This is a genomic window from Kitasatospora sp. LaBMicrA B282 (genome assembly GCF_050325825.1).
In the GTDB taxonomy this organism is placed as follows: domain Bacteria; phylum Actinomycetota; class Actinomycetes; order Streptomycetales; family Streptomycetaceae; genus Kitasatospora.
On sequence record NZ_JBNQTI010000001.1, the window covers coordinates 128,605 to 147,802 of the forward strand.

19 protein-coding genes are annotated in these 19,198 nt (G+C 72.1%); 8 read left to right on the top strand and 11 right to left on the bottom strand.

The features are described 5' to 3' along the window. Window positions 1-106 precede the first annotated feature (106 nt). Both ACQRUO_RS00585 and ACQRUO_RS00590 read right to left on the bottom strand, forming a co-directional pair. Complete coding sequence (locus ACQRUO_RS00585; protein ID WP_428313623.1) at window positions 107-1,309, bottom strand: Cmx/CmrA family chloramphenicol efflux MFS transporter; 1,203 nt, start codon at window positions 1,307-1,309, stop codon at window positions 107-109. 139 nt (window positions 1,310-1,448) lie between these two features. Further along, window positions 1,449-2,036, bottom strand: coding sequence for a TetR/AcrR family transcriptional regulator (locus tag ACQRUO_RS00590; protein ID WP_428313624.1), 588 nt, complete (start codon window positions 2,034-2,036; stop codon window positions 1,449-1,451). 202 nt (window positions 2,037-2,238) lie between these two features. Between ACQRUO_RS00590 and ACQRUO_RS00595 the strand changes: the two genes are divergently transcribed. The 3 genes from ACQRUO_RS00595 (at window position 2,239) to ACQRUO_RS00605 (ending at window position 8,669) form a co-directional block, all read left to right on the top strand. Then, window positions 2,239-6,228, top strand: a complete 3,990-nt coding sequence (locus tag ACQRUO_RS00595) for an amino acid adenylation domain-containing protein (protein ID WP_428313625.1) — start codon at window positions 2,239-2,241, stop codon at window positions 6,226-6,228. 80 nt (window positions 6,229-6,308) lie between these two features. Then, window positions 6,309-7,304, top strand: a complete 996-nt coding sequence (locus ACQRUO_RS00600) for an arylmalonate decarboxylase (protein WP_428313626.1) — start codon at window positions 6,309-6,311, stop codon at window positions 7,302-7,304. Between the two features lie 141 nt (window positions 7,305-7,445). Then, a complete protein-coding gene (locus ACQRUO_RS00605) occupies window positions 7,446-8,669 on the top strand; it encodes an MFS transporter (RefSeq protein WP_428313627.1) in 1,224 nt (407 codons plus the stop codon). A gap of 59 nt (window positions 8,670-8,728) precedes the next feature. Here ACQRUO_RS00605 and ACQRUO_RS00610 read toward each other — a convergent pair whose 3' ends face one another. The 7 genes from ACQRUO_RS00610 to ACQRUO_RS00640 form a co-directional block, all read right to left on the bottom strand. After that, the gene (locus ACQRUO_RS00610) at window positions 8,729-9,772 is read right to left on the bottom strand and encodes a phosphotriesterase family protein (RefSeq protein WP_428313628.1); all 1,044 of its coding nucleotides are present in this window, start codon (window positions 9,770-9,772) and stop codon (window positions 8,729-8,731) included. Window positions 9,773-10,006: 234 nt separating this feature from the next. Further along, window positions 10,007-11,179, bottom strand: a complete 1,173-nt coding sequence (locus tag ACQRUO_RS00615) for a methyltransferase domain-containing protein (protein WP_428313629.1) — start codon at window positions 11,177-11,179, stop codon at window positions 10,007-10,009. After that, window positions 11,176-12,147: an ATP-grasp ribosomal peptide maturase gene (tgmB, locus tag ACQRUO_RS00620; RefSeq protein ID WP_428313630.1), complete on the bottom strand. Its 972-nt coding sequence runs from the start codon at window positions 12,145-12,147 to the stop codon at window positions 11,176-11,178. Before tgmB ends, ACQRUO_RS00615 begins: the two co-directional genes overlap by 4 nt. Further along, window positions 12,148-12,471, bottom strand: a complete 324-nt coding sequence (locus tag ACQRUO_RS00625) for a hypothetical protein (RefSeq protein WP_428313631.1) — start codon at window positions 12,469-12,471, stop codon at window positions 12,148-12,150. Window positions 12,472-12,916: 445 nt separating this feature from the next. After that, window positions 12,917-13,765 carry a helix-turn-helix domain-containing protein gene (locus ACQRUO_RS00630; protein ID WP_428313632.1) on the bottom strand — a complete coding sequence of 283 codons (849 nt, stop codon included), beginning with the start codon at window positions 13,763-13,765 and terminating at the stop codon, window positions 12,917-12,919. A 31-nt stretch (window positions 13,766-13,796) separates the two neighbouring features. After that, window positions 13,797-14,330: a DUF6879 family protein gene (locus ACQRUO_RS00635; RefSeq protein WP_428313633.1), complete on the bottom strand. Its 534-nt coding sequence runs from the start codon at window positions 14,328-14,330 to the stop codon at window positions 13,797-13,799. After that, window positions 14,302-14,565, bottom strand: a complete 264-nt coding sequence (locus ACQRUO_RS00640) for a hypothetical protein (RefSeq protein WP_428313634.1) — start codon at window positions 14,563-14,565, stop codon at window positions 14,302-14,304. Before ACQRUO_RS00640 ends, ACQRUO_RS00635 begins: the two co-directional genes overlap by 29 nt. Window positions 14,566-14,655: 90 nt before the next feature. On the opposite strand from ACQRUO_RS00640, the gene ACQRUO_RS00645 reads away from it, so the two are divergent. The 5 genes from ACQRUO_RS00645 (at window position 14,656) to ACQRUO_RS00665 (ending at window position 17,314) form a co-directional block, all read left to right on the top strand. Beyond that, window positions 14,656-14,808 carry a hypothetical protein gene (locus ACQRUO_RS00645; RefSeq protein WP_428313635.1) on the top strand — a complete coding sequence of 51 codons (153 nt, stop codon included), beginning with the start codon at window positions 14,656-14,658 and terminating at the stop codon, window positions 14,806-14,808. 9 nt (window positions 14,809-14,817) lie between these two features. Then, window positions 14,818-15,333 (top strand): HAD domain-containing protein, encoded by a 516-nt coding sequence (locus tag ACQRUO_RS00650; RefSeq protein WP_428313636.1) that lies wholly within the window; start codon window positions 14,818-14,820, stop codon window positions 15,331-15,333. A gap of 170 nt (window positions 15,334-15,503) precedes the next feature. Further along, complete coding sequence (secE, locus tag ACQRUO_RS00655) at window positions 15,504-15,755, top strand: preprotein translocase subunit SecE (RefSeq protein WP_428313637.1); 252 nt, start codon at window positions 15,504-15,506, stop codon at window positions 15,753-15,755. A gap of 74 nt (window positions 15,756-15,829) precedes the next feature. After that, entirely contained in the window at window positions 15,830-16,465 is a 636-nt protein-coding gene (locus ACQRUO_RS00660) for a TetR/AcrR family transcriptional regulator (protein ID WP_428313638.1), read from the top strand. Between the two features lie 75 nt (window positions 16,466-16,540). Further along, complete coding sequence (locus ACQRUO_RS00665; protein ID WP_428313645.1) at window positions 16,541-17,314, top strand: SDR family NAD(P)-dependent oxidoreductase; 774 nt, start codon at window positions 16,541-16,543, stop codon at window positions 17,312-17,314. 57 nt (window positions 17,315-17,371) lie between these two features. On the opposite strand, the gene ACQRUO_RS00670 is transcribed toward ACQRUO_RS00665, so the two are convergent. Together ACQRUO_RS00670 and ACQRUO_RS00675 are read right to left on the bottom strand one after the other, a co-directional pair. Continuing rightward, on the bottom strand, window positions 17,372-17,695 hold the full coding sequence (locus tag ACQRUO_RS00670; RefSeq protein ID WP_428313639.1) for a MazG-like family protein: 324 nt from the start codon (window positions 17,693-17,695) through the stop codon (window positions 17,372-17,374). A gap of 107 nt (window positions 17,696-17,802) precedes the next feature. Continuing rightward, on the bottom strand, window positions 17,803-19,198 hold a 1,396-nt coding region (locus tag ACQRUO_RS00675; RefSeq protein WP_428313640.1), incomplete at its 5' end, for a hypothetical protein.

Consider the following 19,198-nt stretch of genomic DNA (forward strand, 5'->3'; position numbering starts at 1 on the left):
GGGTTCGAGGTGATGCGTTCAAGGTGGTGCGTTCGAGGTGGTGGTACGAGCAGGTGGTACGAGGTGGTGGTTCGGGGATGGTCGGTGGTCGTCGACCGGACTGCGGTCAGGCGACGGGGAGCTGACGGTCGGCCGGCTCGATCGGCAGGCGCACCGGGCCCGCGGCGGCCCGGCGCTGGAGCAGCCCGGACGCGGCCGCCGCGCCCAGCCCCGCCACGGCCAGCGCGGCGCCGGCCCAGACCGGGGCGGTGTAGCCGAGGCCGGCGCCGATCAGGCTGCCGCCGACCCAGGGGCCGATCGTGTTGCCGAGGTTGAAGGCCGAGGTGTTGCCGGTCGCCGCCAGGGTGGGTGCGGTGCCGGCCTCGCGCAGCACCTGGGCCTGGAGCGCCGGGTTGATCGAGAAGGCGGCCAGGCCGAAGAGGGCGACCAGCACCACGGTGGCGGTGCGGCTGCCGGCGGCCAGCGCCAGCAGCGCGAGCACCAGGGCCATCGCGGTGATGCCGAGGTAGAGGTTGGGCAGCGGGTGCCGGTCGGCGAACCGGCCGCCGAGCAGGCTGCCGCCGAAGCAGCCGACGCCGAACAGGGTGAGCAGCGGCGGAACCGCCGCCGCGCCGAACCCGGCGACGTCGGTGGCGAGTTCGGCCAGGTAGCTGAAGCAGCAGAAGATCGCCGCCTGGGTGAGCATCGAGGTGGCCAGGGCCACCCAGACCCGCGGGTTGCGGAAGGCGGTCAGCTCGGCGCGCACGCCCGGGTGGTCGCCGCCCGGGTGCCGGGGCACCAGGGTCAGCACGCCGACCAGGGCGAGCACCGCGAGCGCGTCCACCGCCCAGAAGCTGGCCCGCCAGCCGGCGTGCTGGCTGAGGAAGGTGCCGGCCGGGACGCCGAAGACGTTGGCGACGGTCAGGCCGGCGAACATCACCGCCAGCGCGCGCCCGCGCCGCTCCGGGCCGGCCAGGTCGACGGCGACCACCGAGCCGATCCCGAAGAAGGCACCCTGGGCGAGGGCGGCGACCACCCGGCCGACCATCAGCAGGCCGTAGCCCGTGGCCACCGCGCCCAGCGTCTGCCCGACCACGAACAGCACCAGCAGGCCGACCAGCGAGGTCCTGCGGTTGATCCGCAGGGTGGCCACGGTGAGCACCGGGCCGCCGACCACCACGCCGAGCGCGTAACCGGAGATCAGCAGGCCCGCGCTGGGCACCGAGACCGACAGGTCGCGGGCCAGGTCGGGCAGCAGGCCGGAGATCATGAACTCGGTGGTTCCGATGCAGAACACGGTGAGTCCCAGGACGTAGACGGCGACGGGCATCGCGGGTCCCTCTCTGTTCGGCTCGCCCCGGCGGAGGGCGTCGGACGTTCACGAAAATTTAACGTTCGTTCCAAAATGAGGGCAGCCGTCGCCGGGCCGCCCGCCGCAACGACGGCAGCCCGGCCCGACGCCGCGCCGGCTACGACAGCGGCGGCAGGACCTGGTCGACGATCCGGAGCATGCTCTCCCGGTCGGAGGCCTTGCCCAGCACCCGCAACCCGTACATCGAGTTGAGCAGGAAGAGCGCCAGCACCCGCGGCTCGTGCCCGGCCTCGATCGAGCCGTCGCGGATGCCCTGCTCGACGCAGACCGTCAGCGCCGTCGCCATCCGGGCGAAGGTGCCCCGGACCAGCTCGGTCACCTGCGGGTCCCGCCCGGCCAGCTCCATCGCGGAGTTGACCACCAGGCAGCCGCGGTGCGCGGGCTGCTCGGCGTTCTCCTCCTCGACCACGCTCAGCAGGACGGTGCGGATCCGGCTGCGCGCCGGGCCGTCCCCCTCCTCCAGGAGCGAGACCAGGCGGGTGGTCCACTCGCTGTCGTAGCGCCGCAGCGCCGCTTCGAACAGGTCGTGCTTGCTGGTGAACGTGTTGTACAGGCTGCCGCGGCCCAGTCCGGTGCTGTCCACCAGGTCCTGGGCGGAGGTGGCGGCGTACCCGTTGTCCCAGAACGTGGCCATCGCGGCGTCCAGCGCATGGTTGAGGTCGAAGCCTCTGGGGCGAGGTGACATGTCGCCAGGTTACCAGTTCTGGAATGATCGTCAAAAAACGTTGATTGGCCCCCGAAGTTGTGATTGTCTCGGGATGTCGGCCGGTGGCGAGCAGTCGAACGGAGCAGTGATTCGACAGCCGCCCCGGCTTTGACCCCGAGTTGATCTCGTATTTGCCTGATCTTGACTCGCTGAACCTACTCCCGGCACGCCGCAGGCCGCAATGCCCGACGGCGACCGCAGGGGAGGTCGTCCTGCCGCCCAGGCGCAGGAACCGTTCTCGTTGGGGGTACCTTTGGCCACCGTCCACTCCACCCTGCCCGCTCGCGATCTCCGTCCGCAGCTGCACGCCTGCCTGCCCAGCCTGCTGGAGCAGCAGCTGTCCACCCGCCCCGACGCCGTTGCCGTGGTCGGCGCCGGGCAGCAGCTCAGTTACCGCGAGCTCGTCCGTTCGTCCCGTCAACTGGCCGCCCACCTCACCCGGTTGGGCGTGGCCGCCGACCACTGCGTGGGCCTGTTCGCCGAGCCGGCACCGGACCTGGTGGTCGGTGCCTGGGGCATCCTGTTCGCCGGCGCCGCCTACCTGCCGCTCTCCCCGGAGTACCCGGAGGACCGGCTGCGCTACATGATCGAGAACAGCGGCACCGGGGTCATCGTCACCCAGGAGCCGCTGCGCGAGCGGCTGGCCGCGATCGCCCCGCGCGGCACCCGCATCGTCACGCTGGACGAAGCCCGGGAATCCGCCGCCACCACCACGGCCGGGCCCGGCGGCCGGCCGGTGCCCGGGTCCGCCGCGCCGATTCCGGGCCCCCGGCCGGATTCCCTCGCCTATGTCATCTACACCTCCGGCAGCACCGGAAAACCGAAGGGGGTGATGATCGAGCACCGCAGCATCGTTTCCCAGCTGCGCTGGCTGCAGACCTGCGGCCACCTGGGCACCGAGGTCACCATCCTGCAGAAGACGCCGATGAGCTTCGACGCCGCCCAGTGGGAGCTGCTCGCCGTGGCGACCGGCGCCAAGGTGGTGGTCGGCGCGCCGGGCAGCTACCGCGACCCCGAGGCGCTGATCGCCACCGTCAACCAGCACCGGGTGACCGCCCTGCAGGGCGTGCCCACCCTGCTGCAGGCCCTGCTCGACACCGAGCGCCTGGGCAGCTGCGGCTCACTGCGCCGGATCTTCTCCGGCGGCGAGGCGCTCTCCCAGCGACTGGCCCGGGCGCTGCTCACCGAGCTGCCCGACGCCTCGCTGGTCAACCTCTACGGCCCGACCGAGACCACCATCAACGCCACCGCCTGCCTGGTCGACCCGGCGGCGCTCGGCGACGGCGCGGGCTCGGTGCCGATCGGCGTGCCGGTCGACAACACCCAGTGCTTCATCCTCGACGAGGACCGCGCCCCGGTCGACATCGGCACCACCGGGGAGCTCTACATCGGCGGCGTCCAGCTGGCCCGCGGCTACCTGAACCGCCCGGACCTCACCGAGGAGCGCTTCGTCCCCAACCCGTTCGTACCGACCGAGCGGCTCTACCGCACCGGCGACCTGGCCTCCTGGAACCCCGACGGCACCATCACCTGCGCCGGCCGGGCGGACAACCAGGTCAAGCTGCGCGGCTACCGGGTCGAGCTGGACGAGATCGCGATCGCCGTCGAGGAGCACACCTGGGTGCGCCGGGCGGCGGCCGTGGTCACCGACGACCAGCGCACCGGCTTCCAGCAGCTGGTCGCCTGCGTGGAGCTCAACCCGCGCGAGGCGGCCCTGATGGACCAGGGCAACCACGGCGGCCACCACCAGTCGAAGGCGAGCAAGCTCCAGGTCAAGGCGCAGCTCTCGGACCCGGGGCTGCGACCGGCGGCCGCGCTGGCCGGGCGGGCGGTCCTCGCCCTGCCCGGCCGGGACGGCACCGCCGCCCAGCGCGCCGAGGCCTTCGGCCGCAAGACCTACCGCTTCTTCGACGGCGGCCCGGTCACCCGCGCCGAGCTGACCCGGCTACTGGCCCCGCAGCCGGCCGACGGCCCGGCCCGCGAGCCGCGTGACCTGGGCCTCGACGGGCTCGGCGAACTGCTGCGCTGGTTCGGCCAGTTCCGCAGCGCGGAGCGGCTGCTGCCGAAGTACTCCTACGCCTCCCCGGGCGCGCTCTACGCCACCCAGCTCTACCTGGAGAGCGACGGCCTGCCCGGGCTGCCGGCCGGGGTGCACTACTACCACCCGGTGGCGCACACCCTGGTGCGGATCGCCGACGCCACGGACACCGGTGGCGCGGGCGGCGGGCTGCGGGTGCACTTCCTGGGCCGCCGGCAGGCCATCGAACCGGTCTACCGGAACAACATCGTCGAGGTGCTGGAGTTCGAGACCGGCCACATGCTGGGCGTCTTCGCGGAGAAGCTGCCCGGGTACGGGCTGGCGATCAGCCCGGTGGGCCTGCTGCCGGAGGTCCGGGAGCGGCTGGACGTCGCCGCCGAGGACCACTACCTGGGCACCTTCGAGATCCACCGCAACGACGGCCGCACCCTGCCCGATCCGACCGAGCTCTACCTGCAGGCCCACCCCGGCCGGATCGCGGACCTGCCGGCCGGCCACTACCACTACCGCGACGGCGCGTTGACACCGCTGTCGGACGCCGTGGTGGAGCGCAAGCACGTCATCGCGATCAACCAGTCGGTGTACGACCGCGCCTCCTTCGGCATCACCGCGGTCTGCACCGGCGGCCCGGACTGGCTCGCCTACATCGCGCTCGGCGCCAAGCTGCACCGGTTGCAGCGCAACGGGCTGCAGCTGGGCCTGATGTCCTCCGGCTACAGCTCCAAGAGCGGCCACCCGCTGCCCGCCGCCCGGCGGATCGACGAGGTGCTGGCCGCGCACGGCCGGGCCACCGGCCCCTCGTACTTCTTCCTCGGCGGCAAGGTGAGCGAGGAGCAGATCGCCAGCGAGGGCATGAACGAGGACGCCGTGCACGTGAAGGGCCCGGCCGAGATCATCAAGGACGACCTGGCGGCGGTGCTGCCGGACTACATGATCCCCAACCGGGTGCTGGTGCTGGACGAACTGCCGCTGACCGCCAACGGCAAGGTGGACGTCAAGCGCCTGGCCGCCGCCGAGGAGGTGCGCGCCGCCGGCACCGGTGCTCCCTACGTCGCCCCCGCCGGGCGACACCAGACCTGGCTGGCCCAGGCCTGGGGGCAGGCACTGAAGTACGACGAGGTCTCGGCCGCCGACGAGTTCTTCGCCGCCGGCGGGAACTCGCTGATCGCGGTCGCCCTGGTGAACCGGATCAACCGGGAGTTCGGCACCCGGCTGCCGCTCCAGGTGGTCTTCGAAGCCCCGCGGCTGGCCGACCTCGCGGCCCGGATCGAGCACGACTCCGGGACGCCGGCCTCCCGCCTGGTCCGGCTGCACGACGGGGCTGCGCCCGAAGACGCTGGTCAACCCTCCGACGTCGCACCGGTGTTCTGCTGGCCCGGGCTCGGCGGCTACCCGATGAACCTGCGCCTGCTCGGGCAGCGGGCCGCGCTCGGCCGGCCGTTCTACGGGGTGCAGGCGCAGGGCATCAACGCCGGCGAACAGCCCTACCCGACCGTGCAGCAGATGGCCGCCGCCGACCTGGCGGAGATCCGGCGCCTCCAGCCGGCGGGCCCCTACCGCCTCTGGGGCTACTCCTTCGGCGCCCGGGTCGCCTTCGAGACGGCCTGGCAGCTGGAGCAGCTCGGCGAGACGGTCGACCAGCTGCTGCTGATCTGCCCCGGCAACCCCAAGGTCGGTGCCGCCGCGGCCGACCGGCACGGACGCACCTCCGACTACGCCAACCCCGCCTACCTGACCATCCTCTACTCGGTCTTCGGCGGCGCGATCAGCGGTCCCGAGGTCGAGCAGTGCCTGGCCACCGCCCGGGACGAGGACGGTTTCGTCCGCTTCGTCCACGAGCGCATACCCGCCCTGGACGAGCAGTTGATCCGGCGGATCACCAGGATCGTCCGGCTGACCTACGAGTTCGACTACAACTTCCGCGAGTTGAGCGAGCGCCGGATCCAGGCCCCGGTGACCGTGCTGAAGGCCGCCGGCGACGACTACTCCTTCATCGAGGGCGCCACCGGTTTCGCGGCCGCTCCCCCACGGGTGGTCGAGCTGGCCGGCGACCACTACGGCGTGCTGAAGCAGCACGGCGTGGGCGAGCTGGTCCGGGCGATCCGCTGCGCGCCGGCGCTGCGCAGCGCCTGACCCTTGCCCCTGCCCCTGCCCCTGCCGCCACCGCCACCGCCACCGCCACCGCCACCGCCACCGCGCGAACGGAGCACCCCGTGCCGCACCTCGAGATCAAGCACTTCCCCAAGGACTTCACCGAACCGCAGCAGCGCCGGCTCGCCGCCGACCTCACCGCGCTGATCGTCGACCACTTCGCCACCTACCCCGGCGCGGTGTCCATCGCCCTGCACCCGGTCGAGCCGCAGGACTGGCCCGACCTGGTGGTCCAGGCGGAGATCGCCGGGCACGCGCACCGGCTGATCAAGTCCCCCGAGTACCGCACCACCCGAGAGGAAGCCCCCGTCATGCCCGACAACCTCGGTCCCCGGCTCAAGGTCGGCGTCGTCGTCCCCTCCACCAACACCTCGGCGCAGCCGGAGTTGGAGGCGCTGCGCCCGCACCAGGTCACCAACCACACCGGTCGGATGGTGATCGGCGACGACGCCATGGTGGACGAGCCGGGCTTCGACCACGTGATGCACAGCATCCGCAGCTCGACCCACCCCGCGATCCGCAGCGTGGTCAGCTGCAACCCCGACTGCGTGATCGTCGGCGTCTCCCCGGAGAGCTACTGGGAGGGCCCCGACTCGCATGCCCGGGTGCTCGCCTCGATGCGCGAGGCGGCCGGCGGCCTGCCGGTCATCATGAGCCCGGACGCGATCAACGCCGCGCTGGGTGCGTACGGCGCCCGCCGGATCGGCGTGATCACGCCCTACCTGCCGGTCGGCGACGACTCGGTGAGCCGGTTCTTCAAGGACAGCGGCTACCAGGTGGTCGGTATCCAGGGCCTGGGCATGCCGAGCCCGGCGCAGATCTCGCACGTCACCGACGCACAGCTGCGCGAGGCCGTGCTCGCGGTCGACGGCCCCGAGGTCGAGGCGATCGTCCAGGTCGGCACCAACGTGCCGATGATGCAGCTGGCCGCCGCGGCCGAGGCCTGGCTGGGCAAGCCGGTGCTCTCCAACAACGTGGTCCTCTACTGGCACGCGCTGCGCCAGGCCGGCATCCGGGACCGCATCCACGGACACGGCTCGCTGCTCGCCGAGCACTGACCGGCGCCGGATCGCCCACCCCACGCCCCCTGGGCGCTCGAACCACTCGAACTCGCACCACTCGAACTCGAACCACCTCGAAGCACCTCGAAGCCGCGGCCCGTCCGCCCGGGCGGGCCGCGACGAACTGGAGAAAGTCTCGTGACCACCACTGGAACCAGTGAAGCGACCGTCCTGCGCCCCGCCGCGGCACCCGCCGACGGGCGGCTGCCGACCCTGAAGCTGCTGGCCTTCACGGCCGCCGGCTTCCTGGCGATCATGACCGAGACGATGCCCGCGGGCCTGCTCCCGCAGATCGGGCACGGCCTCGGCGTCTCCGAGGGACTCACGGGTCAGCTCGTCACGCTGTACGCGATCGGCTCGGTGATCGCCGCGATCCCGGTGATCGCCGTGACCCGGCACCTGCGCCGCCGGCCGGTGCTGATGTCCGCCGTCGGCGGCCTGCTGATCTTCAACACCGTCACCGCGCTCTCCACGAACTACGGCCTCACCCTGGCCGCCCGGTTCGTCGCCGGCATGGCCTCCGGCGTCATCTGGGGGCTGCTGGCCGGGTACGCCCGTCGGCTGGTCCCCGAGCACCTGCAGGGCCGGGCGCTGGCCGTGGTCGGCGTCGGCCAGCCGATCGCGCTGACCTTCGGCGTGCCGCTGGGCACCTGGCTCGGCTCGCTCTTCGAGTGGCAGGGCGTGTTCTGGGTGATGTCCGCCGTCGCGCTGGTGCTGCTGGTCTGGGTCCGGGCCCTGGTGCCCGACTTCCCCGGGCAGCACGCGGAGCAGCGGCAGCCGATCCGGGAGATCTTCCTGCTACCGGGCATCCGGCCGATCCTCGCGGTCATCTTCCTGTGGATCCTGGCCCACAACATCCTCTACACCTACATCGCCCCCTTCCTGGGCAAGGCCGGCCTGGGCAACCGGGTCGACCTGCTGCTGCTGGTCTTCGGCGCCACCGCGATCGTCGGCATCTGGTTCACCGGGCTGCTGGTCGACCGCAGGCTGCGCACGCTCACCCTGACCGGTCTGGCGGGCTTCGCGGCCGCCGCCCTGGTGCTCGGGATCGGCCACCACTCGGCGCCGGCCGTGATCGTCGGCGTGGTCGCCTGGGGCCTGACCTTCGGCGGCGCGCCGACCCTGCTGCAGACCGCGATCGCGGACGCCGCCGGGGAGGCCGCCGACGTGGCGCAGTCGATGCTGGTCACCGTCTTCAACCTGGCCGTGGCCGGCGGTGGTGTGGTCGGCGGCCTGCTGCTGGAGTCGGCCGGCGCCGCCTCCTTCCCCTGGGTGCTGCTCGCCCTCGCCCTGGCCGCCCTCGCCGTGGTCGGCAGCGCACGCGCCCACGGCTTCCGCCCGGGCCGCCGCGGCGCGGCCTGAGCGGGGGCGCTCCGGTAGCGGGGGCGCTCCGGTCCGGCCGGAGCGACCGTGCGGCGCGGCTACCCGACCGTGAGCAGACGGGCCGGGTTGTCGCGCAGCATGGTGTCCAGCTGCCGCTCGCTCACCCCGCGCTCGGTCAGCAGGCCAGTGAAGACGGCCGGCAGGTAGCAGTAGCCCCACCGGCCGTGGGTGCGGGGGTTGAGGTGCAGCTGGCCGCCGGTCAGGTCCTGGGAGAGCACCAGCTGCTCGGCGTGGCCCAACTCGACCAGCCGGGCCAGCCGGTCGGCCCGGGCCACGTCGGAGCGGTGCACCGCCCGCTTGGTGTACTCGCCCTCGGGCACCGGACCGGTGGGCGGCGGGGTGCGGACGTCCCAGAACTCCTTGCCGATCGAGTCGAAGGCGATCGTCGCCCCGGTGTCCAGCACCCGGCGCAGGTGGTCCGGGTCGGGGTGCAGGTCCAGGTGCCCGATCACCACCCGCTGCGGCTCCACCCCCTCCTCGGCCAGCAGGGCGAGCTGCTCCAGGGCCATCGTGCCGTGGGTGGTGTGGGTACTGAGGGTCAGTCCGGTCGCGTGGTGGGCCCGGGCGGCCGCGCGCAGCCCGCGGGCCTCGTGCGCGGTGATCCGCCCCTCCCCGGTCGGCTGCTCGCCCAGGATCCCGGCGCGCACCCCGGTGCCGCCGATGCCCTGCGTAGCGTCGGCGACGAAGCGCCGGGTCAGTTCCGCGACGCCGGCCGCACGGACCCAGGCCGGGCTGAACTCGGCGCGGTAGCCGGCCGTGCCGCTGACGACGTGCAGGCCGGTGCGCCGGGAGATCTCCTGCAGCAGCACCGTGTTGGCGCCGTGCGCGTCCCGCCCGGCGTCGCCGTAGGGGCTGAGGTCCACCACGGTGCCGAAGCCGTGGTCGGCCAGCGCGCCGAGCGCCGCCACGGCGAGGTCCACCTGTTGCGCCGCGAACCGCCGGGCCCGCTCGGGTGCGCCGGGATCACCCGGGCCGCCGGAGAGCCAGGGGCCGGGGGTCAGCGCCAGCAGGTGCTCGTGGGTGAGCACCCGCCCGAGCACGGCCGGGTCGACCGGGCCGAGCACCGTCTGCACGTGCGGCATCGCCGCTCCTCACACTGTCGGGGACCGCTGCGGTGTGCCCCGATCCTCGCCCCCGGACCTTTCGGTGCCGGCCGAAGCATGGGCCTGGCGGCGCTGCCCGGCACCCTCGTCTGGGCCACCACCTGGGAGGACACACCAAGCTTGCACCTTGTTCCTGACCTGCGGCCACATGACGGGGGTGGACCCGCTGGTGGGGGTGCAAGCGGTGGCGGCGGGTTGGTCAGGGTTCCACAGTCAGAGAACCCAGCGGCTGAACGATCCGTCTGGCGCCAGGAATGTGACGCTCTGCTCGTCAGGGGTGGCCTCGATGTGGAGCCACTCGCGGCGCGGGCGGTTGTGGGCGCGCCACTGCTCGTGTGCACCTTCGATGGGCTTCCAGAGGTCGCGCGGGCCGGTGGTGGTGACAGTGGGCGGGCCGTCGGGCCGGTCCTCCACAACGGTGGCCGAGCCGTCCGCCGGATCGTAAAGCGTCGTGGAGTGCTGTCCGTTGACCTGCCGGCCGCGCCGGACGGCGGTCGGTGCCATGTGCAGATGAGCCCAGAACGCGAATCCGAAGTCGTCCAGGGTCCGTCCGCTGATCTCCGCTGTGCGCTGAGGCCCGTCGATGGAGTCAGGCATGGCGAACAGCTGCTCGGGGCCGGAGAGGAGCGGCATGAACGCTGCCGGGGTCGAGATGAACCTGCCGACCGCGCCTCCGTCGTCCAGCTTGGTGAGGCAGGCGACCGCGCCACCGTCCAGAGTGCCCTTGAGCGGCGCGACGATGATCCCGCCCGGGGCACACTGGTCGAGCCACGTCTGCGGAATGCGCCGCACCGAACAGGTGGCGATGATCCGATCGAACGGGGCGCCATCGGGGTGACCGGCTGCACCGTCACCGCGGAGCACGGTCGGCTCGAGGCCGAGTTCGCGCAGTCGGCCGCGCGCCGCCAACACGAGGGGAGCGGTGTAGTCGATGGTGGTCACGTTCGCGGCCCCGGCCAAGTGACAGAGCAGGCCGGCGTTGTATCCGGTCCCCGTGCCGATCTCAAGGACGCGATTGCCGGGGTTCACGTCGAGGGCATCGAGCATGTCAGCCATGAGCCGGGGCATGGTCGAAGAGGATGTCGCAGCGCCGCCCTGGCCCGAGGGGGCCGCGTCCTCGGCGAGAACCCCGTCGACCTCGGTGACCAGAGCCTCGTTGGAGTAGACCTGCCGCAACCACTTGTCAGCGTCGTCGGTGATCCGCCAGGGGACGTAGGTGGTGCCGGTGTAGCGGTAGAACACCGGAACGAACGGGTGGCGGGGGGTGTTCAGGAACGCTTCGGCCACGCGGGAGGACAGGACAGCGCTGCCCCGGTCGATCTCGGACACGAGCTCGACGCGCGCCCGGATCAGTCGTTGTGGGTCGAATAGGACATCGGACGTCATGTGGTGGTGATCCCCTCGAGGTGGTCACAGATGGCGGCGGTGATGGGTAGCCCCGTGGCCTGCTCGACAAAGCCCCATTGCCCATTGGGGTTGACTTCGAGGAACGTCCACTCGCCCGACGGTGTCACGATGAAGTCGAACGCCCCGAAGGGCAAGCCGAGTTGGTCAAGCATGCGTCGGACGCCAGCAGCGACGGCCGGCGGCGGGTCGCACGCCTTGTAGGTGAGGCTCTCGTAGTCGCTGCGCCAGTCCACTCGGGCGGCAGCCGAGTTGGCGTGGATCTCGGCGGCGAACATCTGGCGACCGACAACGGTGAGCCGTACCTCGTGTGCCTTGGACACCCATTCCTGGAACAGATGAGCGGTAGTTGCGATGTCGGGATGCGGCAGGTCGTCGGGTTGCAGAACACCGGCGTAGACGGCTACCGAGTGGCCTTCGAGAGTGCCCCGGATCGGTGTGAACGGCTTGTAGACGACGGGCGCGCCGAGGCGGTCGGCGAACTCGCGTGCCGCGGCCGGGTCGTTGGTGATCAGGGTACGCGGGACAGCGAGGCCGGATTCGGCTGCGACGCGCAGCTGGAGCGGCTTGTATTCGGCGTCGGCCGCCTTGCCGGGCGGTGGGAGCCATGGACAGGGAAGGGCCATCAGCAGGCCCCCGAACCCCCGTCGAGCCTCTGCCGCGGCCACTGCGCGGGCCTCGGGAGACATGCTCTGGGGGAACTCGGGGGCCGTCGGTCGACGGTAGTAGACCGAGCGCACACTCGATAGGTCGAGTGCGCGCCGGTCGGTCATCAGCGTGCCGGACCAGGCAGCCCCGTCGAGGCTGGCCGCAAGGGTCAGCCTCGACGGGAACCAGGCCATGTCAGCCCGAAAGACGGGCACGGCACGCCGGGTCAGCTCCTCGATCACCAGATCAGCCGTCGGGTCGAAGGCTCCAGTGATGACGAGGACGGAACCGGGAGTTGACATCTAGTCGTCGCTGCTTCCAGGGTCGTCCGGAGCGTCCATCTGGCCCGTGGGCTGGGTCGGCCCGTAGGTCTTGGGCGGGGTGCTCGTCATGTAGACCCCGGGCGGCATCCCCTCGTACGTGCAGGTCTGGGACTCCGGGTCGTACTCGACGTCGGCGGGCAGGATGCCGCCGGCACCCGTCACCAGGACGAGGAACTGGAAGGCGAACGGAGCGGGCCCCTGCGTGTTGTCGAGCATGGGCATCGGGGTCGGCCCCGCCCCGGCGAGCGGCAGCCGGGACTCGGGCCGGTCGAACACCGGCAGTTCAAGGATTGCGGCAGGCATTGCTGTCCTTCCTCGGGGTGCTTGGGTGCGAGTGCCGTCCGGCCGGGCAGCCGGGCGAGCGGGTGGTGCCACGGGCGCGTACCGGTGTGCCCGGCCGGAGGGCCGGGAGCTGTGAGGGCCGGCGTCAGGGCTGCTGACGGAGTCCTAGTTCCGCGTACACGGACTCGGTCCATGCCTCCGGTTTCGAGGCTCCAGCGTGTGGCCGGGGGCGCTTCGGCTCCACGGGTGGGGCCGGTCGGGTGCGGTGTCAGCACTGGTCACGGGATGCTCCATTCCGCCGTGGGGATGCGGCGGCCCTCCGGTGTCGGGATGCACTGGTGAGGCCGCCACGGGCAGCCGCTCGCGGATCCTCACCGGGGACCCCGGACTGCCCTGGGAGCGGCATCTACGAGGTTAAGGAGTAACCGTCTGATCACTCAAAGAATTTGCGAGTTATTGCGCACATTCACCTGAGCGCGGCGATGGCGTCGGCGATCAGCCGGCGTGCGGCCTCGCCGTGCACGGCCGTCGTGGCCAACTGGGCAAACGCCTTCGCGTAGTCGGCCAGTTCGCGCGGCTGGGTGACGTTGACCTCTGCCGTCAGGGTCTCCACCACGGCGTGCCGGTCGTCGAACATGTAGAACGCCTCCAGCGGCCAGACGGAACGCTGGGCCGTGAACGGGATGATCCCGAGCGACACCGAGGCAAGCGGCATGACGGTGAGCAGGTGCTGGAGCTGGCCAACCATGGTGGCGGCGTCGCCGATCCGGTACCGCAGCACGGATTCTTCCATGAGGACCAGGAAGCGGTGATCGCCTTCGTACAGGAACCGGCTTCGGGCTACTCGGGCGGCGACGGCCTCCGTCACATCGTTGGGAGTGCCCTGGAACTGGGTGATGGAGTGCATCAGGGCGGTCGCGTAGGCCGGGGTCTGGAAGAAGCCGGGCACGACGTTGGAGACGTAGACGCGACACAGGCGGGTATGGGCGTACGCCGAGTAGACGTTCTCCTGGGTCTTGCGCATGCCGTGGCGCTGCAGCCGGCGCCATTCGATGTACATCGACTCCACCGCGCGTGCGGTGGCGATCAGGTCGTCCGCCTGGTCTTCAGCGCCACAGGCCACGCACCAGGCACGGATGTCCGAGTCGGAGGGGGCGGCCTTCGCGGAGATGATGCGCGAGGTCTTCGCCGCGTGCCATCCGCACCGGGCAGACAGCTCCTGCCCCTTGAGGCCTGCATCCAGCATGAGATCTCGAAGTCGCGCGGCAACGGCGGCTCGGGCGGCCTGGGCACTGGACGAGGGCGATGAGGGCATGAAACTGGCTGTCCGGTGAGTGGATTCGGGGTCAGAGGGCGTACATCGCGTGGTTGATTCCGCGTTCCCAAACCGTTTCGAACGCCGAGACGCAGAGCTTCACCACGGTTGGGTCCTCGGACAGCTCGTAGCGGTCGTCCGCCCAGTCACCAGCGCCGGTGAAGTGGTTGAACTCGACCAGCCGGCCGTCGAACACCCAGAAGTCGTTGCCCGGGAGCGCGATGTCCGAGGCCTGCCGTCGGGGCAGCCAGCGGACCTGCTCACCGGCTGCGATGTTCACCGCGGTCCCGGCGTGCTCGAAGCGGATGTAGTCGGTCACCGGCTCCGAGACGACCCGGGCACGGCGCATGACCACACCACGGCTGACGGCCTCGCGGACCAGCGGCACCCATCCGGCCCAGCCCTCGGAATCGGGGTCGAGGTCCGGGTGGATGCCGGTCCGCCGGAAGCGCTCGAAGTCCGCGCCCTCCTCGCCCACGCCGTACCAGTCGCGCATCTCCAGATGCACCGCACTGTGCTGAGCGCCGGCCAGCAGCTCAGAGAAGTCCGGAACGTTCTGCGTCATCGAGCGCCTTCCTGATGATCGCCGCCATGCGGAGCGGGATACGGACCACGTACTCGTTCTCGGGGATGCCGGTCGCGTGGCCGGGGGCCCACTCGGTCGTGCTGATCTCCGTCAACAGTTCCTCGCCGGGCTTCAGGCCCTGGCACACCAGTTCCCGCTTGACCTCGTCCACCCACACCGTCGGTGAGCCGTTGCCCTGGGTCTCGGGATCCATCCCGAAGAACCGTAGCGTCATGATGCCCTCCCGTACCAAGTCGGTTGCGCCTTCTTGCGATACCGTTCCGCAGACCTTACGCACCGTCAAGAGCTGCGTACTGTGTGTTTGATGCGCCGCCGCGCCCGAGACCCCACGGTCCGGAGTCTGATCGGACAGAGCGCCCAGGTGCTCGCCGACCCGACCATCCGGCGCGCCCAGGAGATCGGCGAGGAGATGAAGCGCGCCATCGCCTCCGGCGACGCGGTGCCGCCGGCTCGCTAGGGTGCTGACGTGACCGGCACCGCGCCCCTCCCGATCCTCTTCCTCGACGTCGACGGCCCGTTGCTCCCGTTCGGCGGGTCCCCGCAGCAGTACCGGTGCGGCTCCCCCGAACCCGGCACGAACCCACTGCTGGCCCGCCTCGATCCCGCACTCGGGCCCCGGCTGGCGGCGCTGCCCGGCACCCTCGTCTGGGCCACCACCTGGGAGGACGAGGCGAACGAGGCCATCGCCCCGCTGCTCGGGCTGCCCCGGCTGCCGGTGGTGTACTGGCCGGAGCCCTCGGCCGTCGAGGAGGCGGACGTGCGGCGCGGGCGGTCCTGGAAGACCCGGCCGCTGGTCGCCTGGGCCGCGGGCCGCCCGTTCGCCTGGGTCGACGACGAGCTGACCGACGCCGACCGCAGCTGGGTCGCCGCCCACCACCCCGGCCCGGCCCTGCTCCACCGGGTGGCCCCCGCCGTGGGGCTGACCGCCGCCGACTTCCGAGTCCTGGCCGGCTGGCTGGAGCGGCACGCGACCGCCGGCTGACCGCGCGGGCCGGTGTCGCCCGTCGCCCGTTCGGCCTAGCCCCGCCCGGTGCCGCGGGCTGCGGCCGGCGTTGAAGTGGAGGGATCCGTTCCGACCGCCGACGATGAAAGCTGACCGCAGCTGCGGACTCCCGGGGCGCACCCCGGTGGCGGCGGAAAGGGCGTCCACGCATGGCTGAACCAACGACCCGCGAGCGGCCCAAGGACCGGAAGCCGGGCAAGCGCGCCAAGAAGAGCCTCCCGGCGCGGATCGGGCTCTTCTACCGGCAGATCGTGGCCGAGCTGCGCAAGGTGGTCTGGCCCTCGCGTTCCGAGCTGCTCAACTACACGTCCATCGTGCTGAGCTTCGTCGTCGTCATGGTGATGTTCGTCTACGGGCTCGACACCGGCTTCGCGCACCTCAGCTTCACGATCTTCGGCTGAGAAGCCCCGAGCACTCGTGAGTACCCGGGCTTTTTCTTGACCGATCGGTCTCGATAGGGTGTAGCCTCTTGGTCATGGCGAGGACCAAGGAATTCGACCCGGACGCGGTGCTGGAGCAGGCCGTGGAGCTGTTCCGGGAACGCGGCTACGAGGCCACCTCGATGGCCGACCTGGTCGAGCGACTCGGCGTCGCCCGGGCCAGCCTCTACGCGACCTTCGGCAGCAAGCAGGAGTTCTTCGCCAAAGCCCTGCAGCGCTACCTGGACCGCACCGACCCGGTGCTGCTCGGCGAGTTGTCGCAGCCGGGCCCGGTGCTGCCGGCAGTGCGCGCGCTGGTGCACCGGTTCGCCGCCGAGGCTGCCGAGGACCAGCGGCAGCGCGGCTGCCTGGTCACCAACAGCGCGGTCGAGCTGGCCGCCCGGGAGCCCGCGGTGGCCCGACTGGTGGCGGCGAGCTGGGCGCACCTGGAGACCGCGCTGACCGCCGCCCTGCTGCGCGCCCAGGCACAGGGCGAGCTGGCCGCCGACGCCGAGCCCCGGGCGCTGGCCCGGTTCCTGCTGGTCTTCCTGCAGGGGGTGCGGGTGCTCGGGCGCACCCCGGACGCCGCGGTGCGACTGCGGGACGCCGCCCGGATCGCGGTGGCGGTGCTGGGCCGAGCGGGCGCCGAGCCGGAGCCGGGGCCGCTTTCACAACCGGTCGTTCTTGAATGACGGATCGTTCTTGAGAAGCAGTTCTTCAGCAACAGGGAGGGTGCAGTGACGGTACAGCAGGGGGTTCCCGGGGACATGGGCGCGGAGGGCTTCGTCGGGAAGGTGGTGCTGGTCACCGGCGGCTCGGGGGCCATCGCCGGCGCCACCGCGCGGGCCTTCAGCAGGCGGGGCGCCACCGTGGTGCTGGCCGGCCGTGACCCGGAGCGGCTCGCCGCGGCGGCGGCCCGGATCGCCGACTCGGGCGGCACGCGGGGCACGGTCGACTGGGTGACCGCCGACGTCACCGACGGCGACCAGGTCGCCGCCGCGGTCGCCGAGGTGGTGCACCGCCACGGCGGATTGCACGTGGCCTTCAACAACGCCGGCATCCTCGGGCCGGCCGGACCGGTCGCCGAGCTCACCGAGGAGAGTTGGCGCTCGGTCCTGGACGTCAACCTCACCGGCGTCTTCCTGGCGATGAAGCACGAGGTTGCCCACATGCGCGCGCACGGCGGCGGGACCATCGTCAACATGGCCTCCAACATCGGCGCGCACGGCCGTCGCCCGGGGCTGGCCGCCTACGCCGCCGCGAAGGCCGCGGTGAGCGTGCTGACCCGGGCCGCCGCCCGCGACCACATCGCCGACGGGGTGCGGATCAACGCCGTCAGCCCCGGTGCCACCGACACCCCGATGGCCTACCGCCCCGGCGAGAGCCGGGCCGACCGGGACGCGCGGATCGCCGCGGCCACTCCCGCCGGCCGGATCGGCGACCCCACCGAGGTGGCCGAGGCCGTACTCTGGCTCGCCTCGGACGCCTCGTCCTACGTGGTCGGCCACGACCTGGTCATCGACGGCGGCGCGACCGCCTGACCCGGGGCCGGCCCGGCGGGCGGTGCGGCTGCGGGCGGCGCCGGCGCGGGGAACGGCTCACGAGCTCGCCGGCCGGTCGGGGCGGTCGAAGGTGGCGCGCAGGTGCTCCTCGAAGAAGCTGCGCGGGTCGCCGCCCATCCGCGCCAGCAGCACCAGCGCGGTCACCGCCACGTCACAGGCCTCCTTGCGCACGTCGTCCCAGCTGTGCGAGTAGCCCTTGCGCGGGTTCTCGCCGAGCGCGCCGATCGCGGCCTCGGCGACCTCGCCGGCCTCCTCCTGCAGCTTGACGATCTGCACCAGCCAGCGCTGCTCCCCGGTCAGCCGGGAGTGCGAATCCAGGCGTTCGGCCAGCGAGTTGACGATCTCCCAGGTGTCTTCCACGAGGACCGATCCTGCCCGGGCACAGTGCCGCCGTTCAAGCTGGGCGGGTCCGGGCACACCCGGGCCGACCAGGGCTTTTCGGGCATGCCCGGGCAGGACGGCGCAGGCTACTTCTTGGTGTTCAGGCTCTCCGTCACGATCGGCCACTCGTTCTGGTAGAGCTTGAAGGGCAGGTCCTTCTCCAGCGGCGGGGTGCCGAGGATGGCGATCCGCGCCAGCACGGCGCCGTTGACGTCCAGGCCGCCGTAGAGGCCGGCGCTGCCCTGGACCACCGGCTTGCCGGAGCTGCTGTCGATGGTGGCCGAGCCGTTGACCGCCGCGCGCAGGTAGGGCTCGACGGTGGCCTTCACGCCCACCGAGTCGTAGAGCGCGACCGAGCCGTCCGCAACCAGGCCGCTGCGGACGTCGGCGGTGCCGGTGAAGCTCGCCTTGACCGGGGAGACCTTGGTGCTGACCGGTTCGGTGCTGTTGGTCCAGCCGGCGCCCCGGGTGTAGTCGGCGTGCACCCCCCAGTCGCCGTCGAGGCTCTGGGTGGTGTCGACGGTCACCGTGCCGTCGGCGCTGACCTCGGCGTAGACGGTGAGGTTGAGGGTGATCACGACCGGCAGCTCACCGACCATCACGGTCGGGGTGGCGGTCAGGGTGGCGATCGGGATCTTCACCTGACCGGTGCTGCCGGTCAGTGCGGCGGTCAGGTGCCAGTTGGCGTGGGCACCGAGGTCGAAGCCGACCTTGGCCTGGTCCGCGGCCAGGATCCCGTGGGCGCCGTGGTAGGAGAACATCACACTCGGGTCGAGTTCGACCGAGCCGGCGAGGGTGGCCGAGCCGCCGCCGGGGATCGGGACGGTGTCGTCGGCGTCCAGCTCCAGCGCCGCCGAGGCCGATCCGGCACCACCGTCCGGCGCCGGCACGTAGGAGGCCTTGAGGTCCTTGAGCTTCGGCGTGACCTTGATCTTGTGCGGGTCGAGGGCGCTCTTGATGTCGGCCCAGGTCTGGCCGAGCAGTTCGGAGATGGTGGCCGGACGGGTGGTCACCGCGACCTTGCCCGCGCCGGCCGGCGCCACGCCGGTGATCGCGAGCAGCGCGCCCTGCGGGGCGGCGGCGGTCGGCGGGCTGTCGATCAGCCGGCCGGGCTGCACGGCGCTGGTGGCGGCGGCCGTCGCGGCAGCGCTCGCGGAGGCGGCGGCGGGGGCCGAAGCAGGGGTCGAAGCAGGGGTCGAAGCCGAGGCGGCGGCGGAGGCCGACGGACCGGGGGTGCCCGACGCGGGGGCGGGGGCCGAGGAGGCGGCGGAAGCCGCGGCCGGGGCCGAGGGCGTACCGGCGCCCGCCGCGGCGGGCGCGACGGCGAGCACGGCCTGACCGGTCCTCGGGTCGTACGCGGCCAGCTTCAGGTCCGGGCCGCCACTCGCCGGCGCGGGCGCACCGGTGGTCGTCGGGGCGGCCGCGCTGGGGGCGGCGCCCGGGTGGCTCGGAGCGGCCGCGGGGGCGGTCGGGGCGGCGGAC

What these genes read in the sequence shown, in the direction of transcription:
- ACQRUO_RS00585 (WP_428313623.1), bottom strand. Translation starts at nt 1,309, where the DNA reads ATGCCCGTCGCCGTCTACGTCCTGGGACTCACCGTGTTCTGCATCGGA.
- ACQRUO_RS00590 (WP_428313624.1), bottom strand. Translation starts at nt 2,036, where the DNA reads ATGTCACCTCGCCCCAGAGGCTTCGACCTCAACCATGCGCTGGACGCC.
- ACQRUO_RS00595 (WP_428313625.1), top strand. Translation starts at nt 2,239, where the DNA reads ATGCCCGACGGCGACCGCAGGGGAGGTCGTCCTGCCGCCCAGGCGCAG.
- ACQRUO_RS00610 (WP_428313628.1), bottom strand. Translation starts at nt 9,772, where the DNA reads ATGCCGCACGTGCAGACGGTGCTCGGCCCGGTCGACCCGGCCGTGCTC.
- ACQRUO_RS00615 (WP_428313629.1), bottom strand. Translation starts at nt 11,179, where the DNA reads ATGACGTCCGATGTCCTATTCGACCCACAACGACTGATCCGGGCGCGC.
- tgmB (WP_428313630.1), bottom strand. Translation starts at nt 12,147, where the DNA reads ATGTCAACTCCCGGTTCCGTCCTCGTCATCACTGGAGCCTTCGACCCG.
- ACQRUO_RS00625 (WP_428313631.1), bottom strand. Translation starts at nt 12,471, where the DNA reads ATGCCTGCCGCAATCCTTGAACTGCCGGTGTTCGACCGGCCCGAGTCC.
- ACQRUO_RS00630 (WP_428313632.1), bottom strand. Translation starts at nt 13,765, where the DNA reads ATGCCCTCATCGCCCTCGTCCAGTGCCCAGGCCGCCCGAGCCGCCGTT.
- ACQRUO_RS00635 (WP_428313633.1), bottom strand. Translation starts at nt 14,330, where the DNA reads ATGACGCAGAACGTTCCGGACTTCTCTGAGCTGCTGGCCGGCGCTCAG.
- ACQRUO_RS00640 (WP_428313634.1), bottom strand. Translation starts at nt 14,565, where the DNA reads ATGACGCTACGGTTCTTCGGGATGGATCCCGAGACCCAGGGCAACGGC.
- ACQRUO_RS00645 (WP_428313635.1), top strand. Translation starts at nt 14,656, where the DNA reads ATGCGCCGCCGCGCCCGAGACCCCACGGTCCGGAGTCTGATCGGACAG.
- secE (WP_428313637.1), top strand. Translation starts at nt 15,504, where the DNA reads ATGGCTGAACCAACGACCCGCGAGCGGCCCAAGGACCGGAAGCCGGGC.
- ACQRUO_RS00660 (WP_428313638.1), top strand. Translation starts at nt 15,830, where the DNA reads ATGGCGAGGACCAAGGAATTCGACCCGGACGCGGTGCTGGAGCAGGCC.
- ACQRUO_RS00665 (WP_428313645.1), top strand. Translation starts at nt 16,541, where the DNA reads ATGGGCGCGGAGGGCTTCGTCGGGAAGGTGGTGCTGGTCACCGGCGGC.